General features: G+C 64.7%; 16 protein-coding genes. 5 read left to right on the forward strand and 11 right to left on the reverse strand.

The genetic code is table 11. From position 1 onward, the window contains the following. Nucleotides 1-67: 67 nt before the first annotated feature. Complete coding sequence (rsmI, locus tag ACX80T_RS10665; protein WP_116778952.1) at nt 68-970, reverse strand: 16S rRNA (cytidine(1402)-2'-O)-methyltransferase; 903 nt, start codon at nt 968-970, stop codon at nt 68-70. Nucleotides 971-1,221: 251 nt separating this feature from the next. On the opposite strand from rsmI, the gene ACX80T_RS10670 reads away from it, so the two are divergent. Further along, nucleotides 1,222-2,742, forward strand: a complete 1,521-nt coding sequence (locus ACX80T_RS10670; protein WP_459304465.1) for a dolichyl-phosphate-mannose--protein mannosyltransferase — start codon at nt 1,222-1,224, stop codon at nt 2,740-2,742. Between the two features lie 153 nt (nt 2,743-2,895). Here the strand turns inward: ACX80T_RS10670 and ACX80T_RS10675 are convergent, their stop codons facing one another. After that, nucleotides 2,896-3,609, reverse strand: coding sequence for a TIGR01906 family membrane protein (locus tag ACX80T_RS10675; RefSeq protein ID WP_459304403.1), 714 nt, complete (start codon nt 3,607-3,609; stop codon nt 2,896-2,898). 85 nt (nt 3,610-3,694) lie between these two features. Here ACX80T_RS10675 and ACX80T_RS10680 point away from each other — a divergent pair, with 85 nt between their 5' ends. Beyond that, a complete protein-coding gene (locus tag ACX80T_RS10680; protein ID WP_459304404.1) occupies nt 3,695-4,048 on the forward strand; it encodes a hypothetical protein in 354 nt (117 codons plus the stop codon). Between the two features lie 240 nt (nt 4,049-4,288). On the opposite strand, the gene ACX80T_RS10685 is transcribed toward ACX80T_RS10680, so the two are convergent. Then, the gene (locus ACX80T_RS10685) at nt 4,289-5,281 is read right to left on the reverse strand and encodes a stage II sporulation protein M (protein ID WP_459304405.1); all 993 of its coding nucleotides are present in this window, start codon (nt 5,279-5,281) and stop codon (nt 4,289-4,291) included. An 81-nt stretch (nt 5,282-5,362) separates the two neighbouring features. On the opposite strand from ACX80T_RS10685, the gene ACX80T_RS10690 reads away from it, so the two are divergent. Next, on the forward strand, nt 5,363-6,166 hold the full coding sequence (locus ACX80T_RS10690) for an RDD family protein (RefSeq protein WP_459304406.1): 804 nt from the start codon (nt 5,363-5,365) through the stop codon (nt 6,164-6,166). A 28-nt stretch (nt 6,167-6,194) separates the two neighbouring features. Here ACX80T_RS10690 and ACX80T_RS10695 read toward each other — a convergent pair whose 3' ends face one another. The 4 genes from ACX80T_RS10695 to ACX80T_RS10710 all read right to left on the reverse strand — a co-directional run bounded on the left by ACX80T_RS10695 (nt 6,195) and on the right by ACX80T_RS10710 (nt 9,804). After that, nucleotides 6,195-7,454: a L,D-transpeptidase gene (locus tag ACX80T_RS10695; protein WP_459304407.1), complete on the reverse strand. Its 1,260-nt coding sequence runs from the start codon at nt 7,452-7,454 to the stop codon at nt 6,195-6,197. 132 nt (nt 7,455-7,586) lie between these two features. Further along, on the reverse strand, nt 7,587-9,077 hold the full coding sequence (gene ahcY, locus ACX80T_RS10700; RefSeq protein WP_019483635.1) for an adenosylhomocysteinase: 1,491 nt from the start codon (nt 9,075-9,077) through the stop codon (nt 7,587-7,589). A gap of 38 nt (nt 9,078-9,115) precedes the next feature. Beyond that, entirely contained in the window at nt 9,116-9,340 is a 225-nt protein-coding gene (locus tag ACX80T_RS10705; protein ID WP_019483636.1) for a Trm112 family protein, read from the reverse strand. An 80-nt stretch (nt 9,341-9,420) separates the two neighbouring features. Continuing rightward, entirely contained in the window at nt 9,421-9,804 is a 384-nt protein-coding gene (locus tag ACX80T_RS10710; RefSeq protein WP_024476376.1) for a DUF3499 domain-containing protein, read from the reverse strand. A 373-nt stretch (nt 9,805-10,177) separates the two neighbouring features. Here ACX80T_RS10710 and ACX80T_RS10715 point away from each other — a divergent pair, with 373 nt between their 5' ends. Then, a complete protein-coding gene (locus tag ACX80T_RS10715) occupies nt 10,178-10,492 on the forward strand; it encodes a metallopeptidase family protein (RefSeq protein ID WP_051317646.1) in 315 nt (104 codons plus the stop codon). A gap of 33 nt (nt 10,493-10,525) precedes the next feature. Here ACX80T_RS10715 and ACX80T_RS10720 read toward each other — a convergent pair whose 3' ends face one another. The 3 genes from ACX80T_RS10720 to ACX80T_RS10730 are packed head-to-tail and all read right to left on the reverse strand — an operon-like array spanning nt 10,526 to nt 16,397. Further along, nucleotides 10,526-12,187: a DUF5719 family protein gene (locus ACX80T_RS10720; protein ID WP_459304408.1), complete on the reverse strand. Its 1,662-nt coding sequence runs from the start codon at nt 12,185-12,187 to the stop codon at nt 10,526-10,528. Beyond that, complete coding sequence (locus tag ACX80T_RS10725; protein WP_459304466.1) at nt 12,184-15,867, reverse strand: glycosyltransferase; 3,684 nt, start codon at nt 15,865-15,867, stop codon at nt 12,184-12,186. The genes ACX80T_RS10720 and ACX80T_RS10725 overlap by 4 nt, the downstream gene beginning before the upstream one ends. Continuing rightward, nucleotides 15,813-16,397 (reverse strand): WhiB family transcriptional regulator, encoded by a 585-nt coding sequence (locus tag ACX80T_RS10730; protein ID WP_019483641.1) that lies wholly within the window; start codon nt 16,395-16,397, stop codon nt 15,813-15,815. The genes ACX80T_RS10725 and ACX80T_RS10730 overlap by 55 nt, the downstream gene beginning before the upstream one ends. A 331-nt stretch (nt 16,398-16,728) precedes the next feature. Here ACX80T_RS10730 and ACX80T_RS10735 point away from each other — a divergent pair, with 331 nt between their 5' ends. Beyond that, on the forward strand, nt 16,729-17,457 hold the full coding sequence (locus ACX80T_RS10735; RefSeq protein ID WP_459304409.1) for a TIGR03089 family protein: 729 nt from the start codon (nt 16,729-16,731) through the stop codon (nt 17,455-17,457). Here ACX80T_RS10735 and ACX80T_RS10740 read toward each other — a convergent pair. Then, entirely contained in the window at nt 17,435-18,040 is a 606-nt protein-coding gene (locus ACX80T_RS10740) for a GtrA family protein (protein ID WP_019483643.1), read from the reverse strand. The genes ACX80T_RS10735 and ACX80T_RS10740 overlap by 23 nt on opposite strands. Nucleotides 18,041-18,078 lie beyond the last annotated feature (38 nt).

Below are 18,078 nucleotides of genomic sequence, written 5' to 3' on the forward strand. Positions count from 1 at the left end.
ATGCACAACGATATCCAGGTGGGTAGCGGCAGACCCCGGTCATGACGCGGCGATCCGCGCGCGGCGATCAGCGCGCCGCGATCACGGCAGCGTAGAGCTCCCGCTTACTGATCCGCGATTCCTCGGCGACTGCCGCCACGGCATCCTTCAACCGGATCCCCTCATCCACCAGAGCGGCTACTGCGGCCACCCGGTCCGCCGGGTTGGCGGGTGCGGCCGGTGGTGCGCCACCGACGACGACGGCGATCTCGCCCCTGACCTCAGTGGTTTCCGCCCAGTCCAGCAGCTCAGCTAGTGGGCCCCTGAGCACCTGCTCATAACGTTTGGTGAGCTCCCGCGCCACCGCCGCCGGGCGGTCCGCCCCCAGGACCTGGTGCAGCGACCTCAACATCACCTCGAGGCGGTGGGGTGCCTCGAAGAACACCATGGTCCGCCGTTCGTCAGCGAGCTCAGCCAGGCGCGAGTTCCGCTCCCCCGTCTTGCGCGGCAGGAATCCTTCAAAACAGAATCGGTCCGTCGGGAGCCCTGACAGGGCAAGCGCGGTCAGCACTGCTGACGGGCCCGGAGCCATGGTGACCTCGACGCCGTCGGCAATCGCGGCCTCCACCAGCCGATACCCGGGATCGGAAACTGACGGCATCCCGGCGTCGGTGACCATGAGCAGGGTCTTTCCGCCCGCCACCTGTTCCAGCAATTCAGCCGTCCGGGCCACCTCGTTGTGCTCGTGATAGCTGACAATCCTGCCCTGCACCCTGATCTCAAGTGCCCTCAGCAGCCGTTGCAGCCGCCTGGTGTCCTCGGCGGCGACAATGTCAGCAGTTTGCAGCAGCGAGACCAGGCGTGCTGACGCGTCGTTCGCGTTCCCGATCGGGGTTGCGGCAAGGACAATCCGGCCGCCGTCGGGAGTGCCCTGTGCGGCGAAATCCGCCGCTGTCTCGAATTCTTCGGATGCGTCCTCGTCAGAGGAGATCGCGTCGGATTCCAGGGGCGAAGCGTCGCTATCATCGTGGGTGTTGCCAGTGGTATTCACCGTTCCAGCGTAGACCCGCAGCGCCAGCGCCGCTGGCCCACCCTGGCGGTAGCATAAGCAAGGTGAGCCATACCGCCGTTTCCCCGCCGTCGGCTGCCGGGGTTCCGGCGGCTCACGGCTGGGTTCACTCTCCGCGCACCGCCTATGACGCGGTGGTGCTGCGACGTCGGCTACTCGGCGAGCGCCTCCCGATGGGAATTCTTGCGTGGCTCCTACCGCTGACCGTCATGGTGATCGGTGGGTTGCTCCGGTTCGTCAGACTTGGCGAACCTGAGACCCTGGTCTTCGACGAAACGTACTACGTCAAGGACGCCTACTCCTACCTGCTGTCCGGGTACGAGCGGGAATGGCCCGAGGACCCCGACGCCGACTTCAACAGCGGCAATACCGGGGTCATCCTGGGCACCCCCGACTATGTGGTGCATCCACCGGTGGGCAAGTGGATGATCGCCATGGGGATGCTCCTTTTCGGTAGTGATAACCCGTTTGGCTGGCGTTTCTCCGCCGCTGTGGTGGGCACGCTGTCCATACTTTTCATCGCTCTCATCGCTCAGCGGCTTTTCGGTTCCCCGATCCTCGGTGCAGCTGCCGGCTTGCTCACCGCCGTCGACGGGCATCACCTGGTGCATTCCCGGACGTCACTCCTTGATGTGTTCCTGATGTTCTGGCTGGTGGTAGCGTTTGGCGCGCTGCTGCTGGACCGGGACCACGCACGCCGGAAACTAGCGGCGAAGCTGTCGGTGCTGGCGGCTGCGGCCCCGGGCGGCGCTCGACCGTCGGCCGCCGACTTGCTGTACGGTCCGTGGCTCGGGCTGCGACCCTGGCGGATTGTGGCTGGTCTCAGTCTTGGCCTGGCCCTGGGCACCAAGTGGTCAGCAATCCCGTATATCGCGGTGTTCGGCCTGATGACCGTGCTCTGGGACATGAACGCCCGCAGGGTTGTCGGGGTGCAGCGGTGGATTACCGGCGCTGTCCTAAGGGACGGGGTTCAGGCTTTTACCTCACTCGTACCGCTCGCTGCCCTGACCTATCTAGCCACGTGGACCGGTTGGTTCCTGTCCTCCGACGCGTACAACCGCCAGTGGGCAGCAGACCACCCAGCCCCAGCGTGGGAGTGGCTCCCGGCGTCGATCCGGTCGCTCGCCGACTACCACCGGGCGGCGTATACCTTCCACGAGGGTCTCGGCTCCGAGCACCCGTACGAGTCCACTCCCTGGTCCTGGTTGGTGATGGGCCGACCAGTGTCCTTCTACTACAAGGGTGATTTGGGTCCCGACCAGGGGTGCGCAGTCGAGGCTTGCTCCCGTGCGGTAACTTCAGTAGGCAACCCACTGATCTGGTGGTCCGCGGCAATCGCCCTCATCGTGCTGATCTTCTTCTGGGTGGGACGGCGGGATTGGCGCGCTGGCGCTATCCTCGCCGGTGTCGCGGCAGGGTATCTGCCATGGTTCCTCTACCCGGAACGGACCACCTTCTTTTTCTACGCCATCGCATTTCAGCCCTTCCTCATCCTGGCCCTCGTCTACTGCCTGGGCCTGATCCTTGGCCGTTCCTGGGCCCCTCCCGCGCGCCGCCGGACGGGCCTGATGCTGGTCGGCGGGTTCGTGGCGGCGGCCGTGCTGCTCTCCGCCTATTTCCTGCCGATCTGGACGGCCGAGCTCATCCCCTATGACCAGTGGCGGCTTCGCATGTGGATGCCCAGCTGGATCTGATCCTCAGCAAGGGGCTGATTGCGTGTGGCGTTCAGCCCGCGCCGTTCCGGCCTCGAACCCGTCAACCTCCGCCAAACCGCTGAAGGGTTAGCTCTGGCGACCTGGGGAACCACCAGCCCACCACATCTCGCTTCTCAGCGGTGGACTGGCTCGCTAGAGCGCCAACGAATCCAGGCGACGCTGCTGGGCGGCCTCACCTGCGAGCCGCGACCTGTTGCGTCGGCCCTTTGTGGGCCAGGTGAGCACGAGGGTGACCACCGTGACGATGAGGACGAGCGCCGCGACAGTGATTGCTGCGTCCATCCAGAACTGTGCCGGGAAGAGCCGGATAAGGGTGTCGTCGGCCCTGAAGGTCCAGGTGCCGTCGGCGAAGAACAGGGCGTGGACCTGGGTGAAGAAGGTCTGCCAGCCGAGGATGGCAGTCACGGTGAGCGCAATCATCAGGATCAGGGTTGTGAGGGCCCCGGCGAACAGGCCTCGGCGGACACCGCCGGGATAGGTGCGCGCCAGGTACCAGCAGGCGGCGATGGTGAAGACGAACATCGCGAGCGCGACGGCGAAGCTGATCACCAGGACCACCTTGACGTCGAGCATGTGCCCCACCTCGCTGTCCAGGAAAAGCTGGTCGCCATCGGAATTGACCAGCTCTCCGAGGTAGCGCGGCGACGCCCAGTTGAGGATGTAGTCGACGGTGTACGACCCATAGGTCATTCGGTCGTCGGTACTGAAGCCGAAGCTGTCGGCCGGGAAGCCCGGCCGGTGGTACTCCACCCAGAGGAAGAGAGGCGAGGTGACCGCCCGGATCGCCGCCGCGAGGAGCATGATCGGGAAGAACACGGCGATCAGGACCTGGAATACCCGCGCCATGACGGGTTTGCTGGTGAATGCTTCATCCCGTTCGGCGGCCCGACGTTTCGCTTCTTCCTCAGACGGGCGAGCCGACAGAGCCGCAGTGTCAGGCGCGGGATCGTTGACGGTACCGCTGGTCGCGGGGCTGCTGGACTCAGGCTGGTCCGACACGGGGCTGCTGGACTCGGGGCTGCTGGACTCGGGCTGGTCCGACACGGAGCTCCTGGTAGCGGGGCTGCTGGACTCGGGCTGGTCCGACACGGAGCTCCTGGTAGCGGGGCTGCTGGACTCAGGGCTGTCACCGACAGAATCACTGGCCGACTCCGGGTCGCTCTGTTCGGCAGTTGCTGCCGCAGCGGGGCCTGTCGCATCTGCACCCCTGGCCGGCTCCGTGTCGTCGAAGCGGCTGAGATCCGGCATCGTGCTCGCCCTGCGCATCGGTAGTGAACTCCGTTGAGCAATGACCGATTCACCAGCCGGTTCCACCGGAATCGCTGTCGTCGCCGGGGCGGACTCCCCGGCTGGCACGTCAGCTTCAGTGTGCTGCTTGGTCTCGTCGTTTTCAGCCACTGGGTTATCTCCTAGAAATTGCGCAAGTACTTACGAACGAGCGTACCGCCGCGCCCCTCGGATCCTGTGGAGGCCGGTCCGACGTCGGGCAGCTGACCAAAGTCCTGGACCTGCCAGCACCAACAAATCAGGCAGTGCGAACCGTTTCGCCCCGGTCAAGGCTCGAAAGATCCCCGGTATATCCGGCATTCACCGCCCGGCGTCCCAGCAGCAGCGTATAGGCCCAGTAGCTGGCGAACACCAGGAACCCAATGCTGATCCTCAGCCAGGCGGGGAGCGGGCTGGGCGTAACGAACCCCTCCACCAGCCCGGAGATGAAAAGAACGAGCACCAGGCCAAGCGCAACGGTGATGAGCGATCGGCCTTCCTCCGCGAGCGCGTTGGCCCTGGTCCTGGACCCCGGCGACACCCAGGACCAGAAGATGCGCAACCCTGCCGCGGTTGCGATGAAGATGGCCGTAAGCTCCATAAAGCCGTGGGGCAGGATGTAGATGAAGAACGTGTCCAATTCACCGTAGGCAGCCATGGTGCCACCAGCCATGCCGACGCCCTGGGCATTCTGATACAGGATCCACGGCCCCCAGACGCCAGTCACCCCGAAGGCCACCGCCTGCAACGCAATCCAGGCGTTGTTGGTCCACACGAGGCCCGCGAAGGATGCCGCAGGGTTCTCGAAGTAGTAGTTGACGAAATCTTCCTGGACGTACTGCTCAGCGAACTCGTCGCCGCCCATCGCCGCGATGACTCCCGGAGTATTAGCCACCCAGGCACCGTACAGCCAGGCCACCCCGATGAAGAGCACGCCGACGACGACGGTCAGCCACCGCACCCGGTAGAAGGCCGCGGGGAGGGAGACGACGAAGAAACCTGCGACGTCTTCCATAAAGTTGGAGCGGGCGCCGGTGAATCGGGTCCGAGCTCGGGACAGCCGCATTGACAAGGCGCCCGACAGGGCGCTCTCGGGGGCTATTGACCTGATCATCGAGAGGTGGGTCGAGGTGCGTTGATAGAGCACCAGCAGTTCATCGGCCTCGGCCCCCGACAGCTTCCGCCGGCGGACCAGCTCATCAAGCCGCTCCCAATCCGGGCGGTTCACCTCAACGAAAGCATCAACGTCCACCCTTTCAGCTTAGCCGGGCCGCGGCCGATAAGCTTCAGGATGAAGGGCCCATCGGGGCCCGGTCGACCAGGGAGATGTGCAATGAGTTCGGTGGTGACAGGTGAGGCAGTAGTCCTGGAGTTGCGGCCCGCGTCCTTCGGCGCACGCAGCATCAGCCTGCTCATCGACATCATCGCCCAGGCCCTTCTGGCCCTGACGATCATTCTGGGAGTCAGCGGCACCTTGGGGGGTTCGCTTGACCCAGCGTTGAGCCAGGCGCTGGTCCTGGTCCTGGTCATCTTCGTCGTGCTCGTGGTCCCGGTGACCGTCGAGACCCTGACCAGGGGCAAATCGCTGGGCCGACTGGTCATGGGGCTGAGGATAGTGCGCGACGACGGCGGCGCCATCCGATTCCGGCATGCCTTCATTCGCGGGATGCTCGCCGTCCTCGAAATCTACCTGCTGGTGGGTTCCCTGGCATTCCTGGTAGCGGTGTTCAATGAGCGCTCGAAGCGGCTGGGTGACCTGCTGGCGGGCACCTACTCCATGCATGAACGGGTGGTGGAGAAACCCCGGACCCGGGCTGTGACTCCCCCGCATCTCACGGGCTGGCTTGCCACCGCGGATCTTCTTCAACTTCCGGATCCCCTGGCACGGCGGGTAGCGGCATTCATCGGCCAGGCACCCCGCCTGACCCTGATGGCGCGACAGACGCTGGCAACCGAGCTGGCAACCGAGGTGTCCGTTTACGTCGCTCCGCTACCCCCCGCAGGCACCCACCCCGAGGACTTCCTCAACGCGGTTCTCGCCGAACGTCGGGAGCGGGACCTCGGAAGGCTGATGCGGCAGCGTGCACGCACCGCCAAGGCTGCCGAGCGGCTACACCGGCTGCCGTTCAGCCAGTAATCCGTCGGGCGTGCTGGGACCCCGATGGTTATGGCTGGTTGCTGTATTCACTCCAGGGGGTGTTCCAGTCGCCGAAGCCGTCCCAGATGAACATCGGGCCGTAGCCGGTGTTCTTGATCTGAACGACGTCGCCCGGGCCGAAGGTGTCGTAGAAGTACTTGGCTCCCTCAGGAGACATTCCGATGCACCCGTGGGAGACGTTGATTTTACCCAGTGCGACCTGGGCGGCAGGCAACGCTTCGTGCACGAAAGCACCGCCGTTGGAGATCCGGCTTGCATGATTGACGACTGTGGGCTCATAGTAGGCGTCGTCCCCGGGCTCCAGCCCAATTGACTCGGCGGTGAATTTGGTGGATTCATACTGCTCCATCACCACGTGGTAGCCGATCGTCGACGGCCAGTCCTCCGTTCCGAGAGTGATGGGGAAGCTTCGGGTCAGGGCCCCGTCAATATAGACGTCCATCATCTTGGTCTCGTTGTCGACGACCGCCAGTTTGGTGTTGTGGGTATTGATGGTCATCTGGTTATCAAAGTTACCGATCATGCCGTTGCCGTAGTCCACCCCGAACAGATTCATGTCGACGGTGATGGTGCTGTTGGGTGCCCAGAACTCTTCGGCGCGGTATCGCACTTTGGTGTCGCTGAGCCAATGGAAGGCCCCGGTCTGGCCGCTGGAGCTCGTAATGGTGATCGCTGACTCCACGTCGTCGCGATTAATCACCGGCTCGCTGAAGTTGATCTCGATTGGCTGGCCCGTTCCCACGGTGGTGCCGTCCAACGGGTAGATACCCGCATCGGCTTCGTTGGCGGGCATCACGGTAGTGAAGCTTTGCGATTCGGTGGCGGTATTCCCAGTGGCGTCGGCCAGCACAAAGTCGAAGTCGTAGGTGGTGGCGAACTCGAGTCGCTCGCTGGCCGTCCACACCGAATCGCCGTCGCTGAGTGTGCCTTCAACTGGCTGCCCGCCGTCTGCTGAACGGAGCGTCACGCTTTCGATGACCGCGTTTTCAACCCGGATTTCGGGCACCGCGATCGGATTGACCTCTTCGGCGTTGTCGGCGGGAGTCGCCCCGAACTCAAATGCTGTCGCTACCGTGGGTGTTGGGGACGGCGTCGCCTCGGGCACGGTGGCGTTCGGTGAGGAGGTTGCGGTGGGTGAGGAGGTTGCGGCTGGCACGTTTTCGGTCCCGGCCCAGTTGGGGGCGACAGCTACTGCGGCGCCGGCCGCGATCAGGACAGCCGTCACCGCCACCCCACCGATGACCCACCCTTTTCGGCTCCTGCTCATACCCTGCTGACCTTCAGTCATCTTGTCCTACCCACAATCCTGCTGAAAAAATGGCCACCCCACCACCGATTTTACGGTGTGGGGCAGCCATTTTTGGCCAAGCTCTAGGTCACAGCCACGTCAAGCCAGCGGCTAGTAGCGGTAGTGATCTGATTTGTAAGGACCCGATGCCTCGATGTCGAGGTATTCTGCCTGGCTTTTGGTGAGCTCGGTTAGCTCGACGCCGATCGCGTCGAGGTGCAGCCGGGCCACCTTCTCATCCAGGATCTTGGGCAGGACATACACCTGGTTGGCGTACTCGCGGTTTCCCTCGAGATCGTTTTGCTTCCATTTGGTGAACAGTTCGATCTGGGCGATGGTCTGGTTGGCGAACGAGTTGCTCATCACGAAGGAGGGATGCCCGGTGGCATTGCCCAGATTCAGCAGCCTGCCCTCGGACAGCATGATGATGGTGTGCTCGGCCGCGCCGGTCGCCTCATCGGCCGGGAAGACCCATTCGTGTACCTGGGGCTTGATCTCGACCTTGCGGATGCCGGGGGTTTTCGCCAGACCCGCAATGTCGATCTCGTTGTCGAAGTGGCCAATGTTTCCAACGATGGCCTGGTGCTTCATTCCGGCCATGTGGTGCGCCATGATGACGTCCTTGTTGCCGGTCGTGGTGATGAAAATGTCACCCTGTGCCAGCACCGTCTCGAGCCGGGCCACCTGATATCCGTCCATCGCGGCCTGAAGCGCGCAGATCGGGTCGATCTCGGTGACGATGACTCGTCCACCCTGGCCACGGAGTGCCTCAGCGGCTCCCTTTCCAACGTCTCCGTACCCGCACACGACGACGACCTTTCCTCCGATGAGGACGTCGGTCGCACGGTTGAGACCGTCGGGTAGGGAGTGCCGAATGCCGTACTTGTTGTCGAACTTGGATTTAGTGACCGAGTCGTTGACGTTGATGGCCGGGAACAGCAGCTTGTCCTGCTGTGCCAGCTGGTAAAGCCGCATCACGCCAGTGGTGGTCTCTTCCGTCACACCCTTGATGTCTGCTGCGATCCGGGTCCATTTCTGCGGGTCATCGGCGAGGGTGCCGCGGAGGACGTCCAGGACGACCGAGAATTCGTGGGAGTAGTCAATGTCGTCCTCGGAAGGTCCGGCGGGAACCTCACCGACTGCCTCGAATTCAACGCCCTTGTGCACCAGCAGTGTGGCGTCGCCGCCGTCGTCGAGGATCATATTGGGGCCTTGCTCGCCCGGCCAGCTGAGGATCTGGGTGGTGGTCCACCAGTACTCCTCGAGGGTCTCGTTTTTCCAGGCGAAGACCGGTACGCCGGCGGGCTGGTCTGCTGTGCCCGAGCCAACGACTATCGCCGCGGCAGCTTCGTCCTGGGTGGAGAAAATGTTGCACGAGGCCCACCGGACCTCGGCGCCGAGCGCGGTGAGGGTTTCAATGAGCACTGCGGTCTGAACCGTCATGTGCAGGGAGCCGGCGATGCGTGCGCCTTTGAGCGGCTGGCTGTCACCGAATTCACGGCGCAAAGCCATGAGTCCTGGCATTTCATGCTCGGCCAGGCGGATCTGGTGGCGCCCCGCTTCGGCGAGTGAGAGGTCGGCAACTTTGAAGTCAAAGGTCATGGTGTGGCGCATTCCTGTTCGTTGGTGCTGCACTGGGACTAATTTGCGACTGGCCCGTCGTGCTCGTCGGAGCCGGCCTCGGTGGCTGCTACTAGTAGTTCGGGGCGGAGGAGCACCGGGATGCCCTCGTCGATGCTGTATTGCACCGGGTTTCCTGTGCTGTCGGTCACAGAGGAAACCAGGAACTCCCCTTCTTCAACCAGCGCTGAGCCAGTGACGGGACAGCGGACCACAGCAAGCAGATCAGGCGATATGGGGCTCATGAACCAAGCTTATCGCGGGCGTGGCGGAGGCAGAACCGTGATTTGCCCCGGGACCGCCTCGGCTTCTGTCCGCGAGGATTCTACTGTTCGCGGAGGATGCGCAGGTGCCCGCGTCGTGCGCCGGCTGCGCCAGCGGGTGGTTCAAGGGTTCCCTTGTTGCCGCGGATCACGGGGCCAGTGTCCTGGTTGCGGTCGGTGGCAGCTTCACGGACGGCGTTGACGAGGGCAACGAGGTCGTCGGGGTGGGGTTCCTGCGGCGTCGATGGCAGGGCGAGTCTGACTACTTCCCAGCCCCGGGGAACGGTCAGTCGTTCGGCGTGGGAGGTACACAGATCGTAACAATGGGGTTCAGCGTAGGTGGCCAGTGGACCAAGGACCGCGGTGGAATCGGAGTACACGAAGGTGAGCGTCGCGACGGCGGCGCGCTCACAGGCAGAGCGTGAACAAGTTCGAAGGGATCCCACGACTAGTCAGCCTACCCGCTCGGCCTTTCAAAGGCGGGGATCATGGCGCAGGTCAGCGCGGCGTTGATTCGGCTCACCGGACCCGCTGCGTCCCATTCCGATCCTGTTTTAGGCACCGCTCGTATTTAAGGGCCCGGTTGGCCCACCAAAACCTTGCATTGGGGCGCAATGGGTTTACAGTCAGTACATGCGGGACAGTTCAACATTCTCTGTGCAGTTGACCGACCCAGACGACGCCAAAGGGTCCGCCCATCGCGGCCCGAGTTTCAGCCGACGTCGGAGAAACAGACACGGCCGGGGCCTTCGCGGGCCGATGATCCCACCGCACCTTCCCGGCTCGCGCAGCCGATCTGAACGGTTCGACGAATGGGTGATGGAATCGGCCCAGCGGTTGGAACGACTATGGGGAGAGCGCATCCTCGATCTGCAAATGGTGGTCCAGGACATTCCGGCGAATCTCGAAACGATGACCGCACAATCGCTGCGCGGCCTGCTCGGCACCGCCATACCCGCCGCCCCAAACCGGCCGCCGACCATCATCATCTACCGGCACCCGGTTGAGTTGGCCGCGGGTGGCTTCATTGCTCCCAACGAGTTGGTCCACGACGTGGTAGTGGAGCAGACCGCAGAGTTATTGGGGATGACGCCCGAAGCCGTGGATCCAGCCTACGGGCGTTCCCGCGCCTGATCCTGAGGCGCCTGATCCGAGCCGGTGTAGAACTCAGTATCCCAGGTTGACCGGCACACTGAGCTGCCCGGCGCTGCCGGGAGGTAGCGATGTCACCGAGATCCCTGCTTCGCCATCCATCTGGTGCATCTGGGCGCCGTACACCGGATCACCCGACGCCCCAATCAGGACCGCCACCACGTTGTCCCCGAGATCCGCTGCTTCCACGCTCACTGTGGTGCCGCCAGCCACGCTGACTGTCTGCTCGGCCTGCAGAGTTCCGTCTTCGTTTACCGGAGTGAGCTGAACCTCAGACCGACCCGAGGGTGCACCGAACGCGAGCGCGCCTCGGGACCCGCTGGGGAACACTGCCACCTGGGTGTTGCCGAGGCGTGCTCCGGATGGGGCGAACCCGAAATCGACGGGTTCCCCGGCCTCCACACCCCGATTTACTCTGGCTGAGGCGGACATCAACACGTCGGAGGTGACCTCGACCGTGTAGTCACCGGACGGAAGACTTTCGAGCGACACACCAGTGACGGCACCGGCAGTTGCGGTGAGCACTCCCCCGTCCGGAAGCTCAACCTCGCCCCCCGAACCGTAGACCCTGACATTCAGAACCGCGTCGGTGCTGCCCGGGACAACGATCTGGACTGCTGGGGTGGCAGCCTCATAGCCGTCCTGGGCGCTGATCTCGTCGGCAATGTCCTCATCCTGGACCCGCACCCCCGGGATGACCTGGGTATTGCTTGCAGGAGCCGCTGGCTGGAGAAGCTCCACACCGCCGGGGATGAGTTCCCGCAAGACACTCTGCTGGATGCTGCCGGTCACTCGACCGCCGTCGCTCAGCACGCGGACCGCCAGCTGGTCCTGATCGGTGGCGAGACCAGCGAGCACGATCGACTCGGTGGCGCCGGGAGCGATGAGTAACCCGCGGGTCCCCCCCGACTCGACCGGCCCATCGGTCCCGTGCAGCTCAAGGTCGACCGTGGCAGGGGTGCCCGACGGGTTCGAGAGATTCAGGACTGCGGTGGCGCCCACCGTGGTGGACGCGCCAAGAATCCAGAAGTCGCTGCTGGGCGCTCTACAGTGGGCAATCGCCAGGCCACCCAAATCACCGTCAGTGGCGGTGTAACTCGTGACCGCCCCGGCGGTGGCAGGCTGGCTGCCCACCGGTTGGGCCGAAAAGACGCTGACCCCGTCGGTTGTCTGGTCGGTAAGGACCCCCGCCGTCCGGTTGGTCAGCCCGTCCTCGTTGGTCACGGCCTCCGGGACCGCGCCTGCCCCGGATTCGTCCGACTCACCTGTCGCGATGGTGGCCAGGGCCTCACCTGAGCCCAGCGGGCTTAGCATGCTGCCAGGCAGGCTCCCGCCGAGGCTGCTCAGCACCATGCCGCTGACCGTGGTGGAAGCCGACTCTGATTCAGGATTGAACTCCGGGTCAGCGAGCGCCGCATCGCTTTCGAGTAGCCGCGGCGGCGCCGGGCAGACGCCCGTGTACTCGCCCGCTGGCACCTCAGCGACCGGGATGGGGAATTGGGCCGCAGCACCCGTTGGGTCGAGGACGGCGACGCCGGCCACCAGCGCGCCGCTGGTACCGACCAGGAGAACTCCCGCGCCTATTCCGACAGCCCGCCGCAGTGTACCGGCACCGGCCCGCCGCCGCTTGATCCGCGGTCGTGACGCCGGCTCGATTTCAGCTCCCGGTTCGGTCATGACCGTCCCCTTCCGCTGAGTATCGATACTTCGTCAGGTGTTTCGCCGAGCCGGGCTGTTTCGCCGGGGCCGGATGACTCGCCGAGGTGAGGTGATCCACCGTCCGCAGGGGACACGGTATCCGCCGCTTCATCCTCAGATTCATCGGTCGGAGGCGGGACCAGTGCGACCGGCTGGCCGCGACGCCCGGGGTAGGCCCGCACGAATCGTGGCCGCGATGGCATGGGGATCGCCAGCAGAACGGTGAGTCCGATCACGAGGGCAGAGCCAATCGCAGCCCACGGCTCCCAGGGTGTCTCGTAGCTGACTTCGACCCTGCCGCCGTCTGCCGGTAAGGCGAATGCCTGGGACCAGCCGGATTCAACTGAGTCAAGGACACGCCCATCGAGGGTGGCCTGCCAGCCGGCGTCGGCGCGTTCGGCCAGCACCAGGCTGCGGTCCGCCGAGCCAGCCGGAATGATCGAGGTGACAGTTGCGGGCCCTGAATCGACTACTGCTGAGGTGGTTCCGTCGGCCTCCACGATCCGCGCGCGCGCTCCGGTGGTCGAGCCTTCAACCGTGGGGGTCTCAGGCGCTGCCACGTTTTCCTCACTCGAGGGGGGTACCACGCGCCAGAGCCAACCGGAGTTGGTATTTCCTACCGCGACGAGTCCAGGCACTGAGTCAATCTGACCCGCAAGTACTTCCGCCGCCGAGTCCGATTGCTGCAACACCACGAACCCCACCCCCAGTTGGCTGAGTTCCTCCCGTGGGTCGTACCCGGAGCCAGCCACGATGACCGCGACGGTGCTTCTGATGGCGGCGGTCGCCTCGTCGTCCTCGCGGAGGTCTGCGGACCCCAGTGGGCCGTACAGGCCGCGGGCCGAATAGAGCTGCGAGAGCTGATCGAGGGTGGTGCCGCCGCTGCGCATCAGGGCGGCGCTGACGTTATTGCTGCCGTCGACGTTCAGGACCAGGGACTTGGTGCGCTCTGAACTGTTCCCACGGTCGGCAGCGGTCGCGGGCAGAGTGCGTTCGGTGCTGGCTGCGACCAGCAGGTCGGCGCCGAAGCGGGTACCCGGCAGGTCGGAATCGCTTGCGCCGGCGGCCGGATCCGTGGTCGCGGCAGCAACGCTGTCGGCTGGTGACGGCACCGCCCAAAGCGCCAGACTCACCGCCGGGCCGAGTGCGAGGAGGACGGCGGCGGCCACTAGCGCGGGGCCGGTCCGTCGTCGCGGTGCGGTGGCGTCGGCCCGGGCGCGACGAGCGGTCCGTAGCTGGTGGGCGGAGATCGCCTTGTCTCCCCCGATCACGGCGGCTGCGGCGATGGCGAGCATCAACACCGAGACGAGAGGGCCGGTGAAGGGGGTGATCAGCGCCGAGGACCCCACCGACACTGCGACAAAAGACAGGACAGTGGTGAGCACCAATGCTCCAAGGCCAAGAAGCCAGAGCCCCAAAGCCATCGCGGTCCCGCGGCCGGGGATAAACAGGGCTGCAACGGCCAGCAGGATTGCCGGCCCGCCAACGAGCAGTGCTACCAGCAACGCCCACGGACCGTCAGGAAGGAAGGGCAGCGCTGCGAGCGGGGCCAGCGGTTCGAAGGCTACCGGGTAGCCCAGCAGTTGCTGCCACAGTTCAGCCCCGACGAAGGGAACCGGCACACCCGGATCGCCCAGAACGGCCCGCAGCTGGTTTGTGGTTGAGGCGATGAACGGAACGAACAGAGCCAGGGGTGGCAGTAAGGACCACCACAGGGTTTTCGCTCGGCGACGCAGCAACAGCATCGCGCCGAGTACCCCTACCGCCAGGAGTGGGAGCAGCGACGGCGCGCCAGCTGTGATCACCGCCAGCAGGAGCCCTGCAGTAGCCGCGGCGGTCCAACTGGGCACCCCGTTGATGCCTGGTTTCAGCATCACCTCGACGGAGCGACGACGGGCATACGCGTCGTCGTCGTCGTGAGCGGGAAAACTTGGCACAGCACTGGGATGCGTCCTGTCGCCAGGCTGCAGGTGGGCGCCCAGCTGCGGCGCCCGAGCGGCCCCGACTGCACGGAGCAGGGCCAGCCCAGCCAGTGGCAGGAGCAGGTGTGCGATCAACGCACCCAGCCGGCCACTGCCCAGCGCCACGTGAAGCGCTGGTGCTGCCGCCCAGAAAAACGCGGCCCAAAAGCGCAGTCCCCTGCTCCAGGTCAACGCTCCGGTGGCGAACCATGCGGACAGCCCGGCGAGTGGCAGGGCCAGCAGCATCAGGGTGACCAGCACAGCGTTTCCGTTACCCAGGCCGAGGGCGGCCAGCAGCCACAGCACATAGCCGAAGGGATCACCGTGTCCCGACATGCCTGAACCCAGGGTGATCCACCAGGTCGAGGCGTTTTGCCAGATATCGACCATGCTGGTGGAGACCGGCAGGAGTGCTCCCCCGGCCAACGCGGGAGCACCGATGAACCGGTAAAGCGCGACCACTGAGACAGCGGCAAGGGCCAGCGCTGCGGCAACCGCTCCGACACCAACCCAGGTGCGGGAAGGTGCGACGAGTGAGCTGAAATCTTCGGCGGCGTCGCCTGACGGGATGTAGGTGCTTTGCTCGTCGGCAATGGCCTGCTCGCTGAGATGGCCCTCAGCGGAGAAGGCCTCTAGCACCGAGCGGCGGTGGGACCAGACTTCACGGCGGCTGGTGCGCAGCGCCCGCACCACGCTGCGAGGGCGCTTCTTCGCGAGGGCTGCCCGGCGCCGGGATCTGAACAGGTCAACCGGGCGGAGCACTGCGGCGATGCTCGCGAACAACTGGCTGAACCCATACCCCGGGTCCTTGGCCAACAGGCCCATGAGGAGCCGGCCGAACCCACCAATCACCGCGCCGACCGCGAGGAACGGGATCTTCCACAGCGTCGCGTGCTTCAACCGCAGATAGACCTCAGCCTTGCGGGCGGCGCGCTGGCCGGCGGTGGGATGCAGACGCGGTTCGCCGTGGCGCATGACCGCGCTGGGAACGACCACCACGCGGTGCCCGGCCAGCCGGTTACGCCAGCAGAAGTCGACGTCGTCGCCGGTACCGGGGAGCGCCGGGTCGAAACCTCCGAGCGCCTCCCAAACATCACGGCGGACCAGCATGCCCGCTGAGTTGACGGCAAAGACGTCGCTCCGCGAATCGTATTGGCCCTGATCAAGTTCATCGACGTCAATCAAGGTCACCCGTTCGGCCCAGCGGCTGATGGACAGACCGACGTCGATGATCTTTCGACGGTTGTCCCATTCGACCTGTTTCGAACCGGCCACCGTGACCGAGGGAGCGCGCTCGACGGCGAGCAGGAGTTCATCAAGGGCGTTCGGCTCGGGCGCCGAATCGTCATGGAGTAGCCAGATCCACTCGTGGGTGTCGTCGGCGGTGGATCGCGAGGGAACCTCGGCGAGACCTACCCGGACTGCTGCACCAAAACCGGCTCTCGCCGCCGAGCCGACCACTGGGCTGCCTACCGGAAGCTCCAACTGCAGGATCGACGCCGAATCGTCTGTGGACCCGGCGTCGACGCCGACGACGAAGTTGGGCGGGTACCGCTGTGCTCTAAGTGCCGCGATGGTGGCTGGAAGAAAAGCTGAGCCGTTGTGGGTAACCACAACGGCTGTGACGCGGGGGTGCTGCAGAATTAGACCGCTCGCTTTCGTAACCGGCGCCGTTCGCGCTCGGACAGCCCACCCCAGATGCCGAAACGTTCGTCGTTGGCGAGTGCATACTCAAGGCACTGCGACCGCACGTTGCAGGCACCGCAAACCTTCTTGGCGTCGCGGGTGGAACCACCCTTTTCAGGGAAGAACGCTTCAGGGTCTGTCTGCGCGCAGAGCGAGTCAGCCTGCCAGCCGAGCTCACCCTCGTCGTCGAAGTCCTGGCCAATCCCGGGGAGCCCAATCCACACCGACTGGTCGCTGCGCGCCGGTGCCTGCCTCGACGGCGACGAGATGCGTTCGGGGGCCAATAGATCGGAGGGCATCGGATCGGCTGGCGCATCGGGCAGTTCAACTTCGCTGGGGTCATCAGCCAGGGCCTCGTGCGCCGTCAGGAAGGCAGTGGCCTGATCCTCCAGCGAGCTCTCGGTGCTACGCCGGTAACGTTCAGCCGCATCAGGGTCCGCCGGATCGACAAACCAGTCGCTCGGCACCCCACGTGATCCGTAACGAGCCGATGCCTGTGCCTCGATGGTCGTACGGTCGTGGACCTTCTCTGCCTGTCCCATGTCAGCCCTCCCGGTGTTGCCGCTCCAGCAGCTACTGTGGTGGATTCAGGCACGACTGCTGAGCAAAAAGGTGTTTTGCGAGAGGCATGCGGCCCAAGTATCCGATGTGCTGGAACTTTCCGATACCTAATTACACGCGTGTAATACGTATTCAGTCAAGCGCTGGGAGGAATCTTATAGAGTTATTTCCCGGGAACCCGTTCACGCCACGCTGAGAGTTTGTCACGATGGCGGCGGCGTGTCCCCCGCGACACTGGCGATTCGTCCCTGCCAGGATAATCAGCCAGAAAATACGGAAAAATAAAATTCGCCAGGAAGGCCCCAACCGGTCATGGATTCAGCCACACCAGTCCCCCAGCTCATGAATCAACTCCGCACGGTGAACCCGTCGGCTCCGCGCCTGATCTGGTATGGGCCGGGCAGTGAGCGGATCGAGCTCTCCGGCCGAGTACTGGACAACTGGGTGGCCAAGACCTCCAACCTCCTGGTCGAAGAACTGGACGCCACCGCCGGCACCCGGGTTGCGCTGCAGCTGCCGGGCCATTGGAAAACCCTCGTATGGGCCCTGGCCTGCTGGCAGGTAGGGGCCATACCAGTCGACGGCTCCGCCGGATCGGACCAGCCGGTGGACATAGTGGTGAGTTCCTCCGACGCCGCGACGGTAACCGGACCAACCCAGCTTCTGGTGCTGGTAGCTCTCGGCGCGCTCGACCTGAAGTGGTCAGGGCAGCTCCCGGCCGGGGCGGTCGACTATGCCGCCGAGGTCCGCAGCTATGGGGATGAGTTCTTCGATCTTCCGCCAGCTGACGCAGACCGGCTGGCCGTGGAGCAGGACGGCATGGGGCTGGGCATGCAGGTCCTCTTCGATCGCGCCTCCGCCTGCGGCTGGACGCCCGCCGGCGTTTTACTGGTGCCGGCAGACCTGCCGCTGGAGACGGCTCTGGCCGCAGCAGTGCACTGCTGGACCACCGGGGGCACCTTGATCGTCGTCGACCCGGGTGTCGAACTGACCGAGAAACTGCTGGCTAGCGAGCGCGTTACTGATCGCGTGGGAGGGTAGGGTCCCCCGACGGGCTGTCCAGCGAATCGACAATCCTGGGTCCCGCCGGAGCGCCGCTTGTCTCGCTCACTTGCCCATCAGTGCTTCTTTCGTCGGGGTGGCCGAAGAGTTCACGGTCGTGGCTGAAGGCGGGGTCCTCGTCGAGTTCGACGTTGAACACCCAGAACCGGTAGGCGACGAAGCGCAGGATCGTGGCGAGCACCGTGCCAACGATCCCGGCAAAGAACAGGGTGGGTCGGTCAGTGATGTCGAGCGGATACTTGGCGATCCAGACACAACCCGCCGCGATTCCCATTCCGATGACGTTGATGAACACGAACATGGTCAGTTCGCGCATCGGGTTGGCCTGCCTGCGGCGCCTGAAGGTCCAGTAACGGTTGGCGATCCAGGAGAAAACGGTAGCGACTGACGCGGAGACGAAACGCGCCTTGACCTCGCTGTCTGCCATGGGGCCGTGGATCAGGTACCAGAACAGTCCGTTGTCGATCACAAACGCCACACCGCCAACAGCACCAAACTTGGCGACCTCTCGCCAGAACAGGGAGGCTAGGCCCCTGATACGCTCTGCCACTCTGGAAAACATGACCCTCCGCGGTCCGGTTGCATGACTGGTTCACCCTG

Source organism: Arthrobacter sp. Sr33, assembly GCF_054511195.1.

What these genes read in the sequence shown, in the direction of transcription:
- ACX80T_RS10720 (WP_459304408.1), bottom strand. Translation starts at nt 12,187, where the DNA reads ATGACCGAACCGGGAGCTGAAATCGAGCCGGCGTCACGACCGCGGATC.
- ACX80T_RS10715 (WP_051317646.1), top strand. Translation starts at nt 10,178, where the DNA reads ATGGAATCGGCCCAGCGGTTGGAACGACTATGGGGAGAGCGCATCCTC.
- ACX80T_RS10690 (WP_459304406.1), top strand. Translation starts at nt 5,363, where the DNA reads ATGAGTTCGGTGGTGACAGGTGAGGCAGTAGTCCTGGAGTTGCGGCCC.
- ACX80T_RS10730 (WP_019483641.1), bottom strand. Translation starts at nt 16,397, where the DNA reads ATGGGACAGGCAGAGAAGGTCCACGACCGTACGACCATCGAGGCACAG.
- ACX80T_RS10735 (WP_459304409.1), top strand. Translation starts at nt 16,729, where the DNA reads ATGGATTCAGCCACACCAGTCCCCCAGCTCATGAATCAACTCCGCACG.
- ahcY (WP_019483635.1), bottom strand. Translation starts at nt 9,077, where the DNA reads ATGACCTTTGACTTCAAAGTTGCCGACCTCTCACTCGCCGAAGCGGGG.
- ACX80T_RS10695 (WP_459304407.1), bottom strand. Translation starts at nt 7,454, where the DNA reads ATGAGCAGGAGCCGAAAAGGGTGGGTCATCGGTGGGGTGGCGGTGACG.
- ACX80T_RS10740 (WP_019483643.1), bottom strand. Translation starts at nt 18,040, where the DNA reads ATGTTTTCCAGAGTGGCAGAGCGTATCAGGGGCCTAGCCTCCCTGTTC.
- ACX80T_RS10705 (WP_019483636.1), bottom strand. Translation starts at nt 9,340, where the DNA reads ATGAGCCCCATATCGCCTGATCTGCTTGCTGTGGTCCGCTGTCCCGTC.
- ACX80T_RS10675 (WP_459304403.1), bottom strand. Translation starts at nt 3,609, where the DNA reads ATGGCGCGGGTATTCCAGGTCCTGATCGCCGTGTTCTTCCCGATCATG.
- ACX80T_RS10670 (WP_459304465.1), top strand. Translation starts at nt 1,222, where the DNA reads ATGGGAATTCTTGCGTGGCTCCTACCGCTGACCGTCATGGTGATCGGT.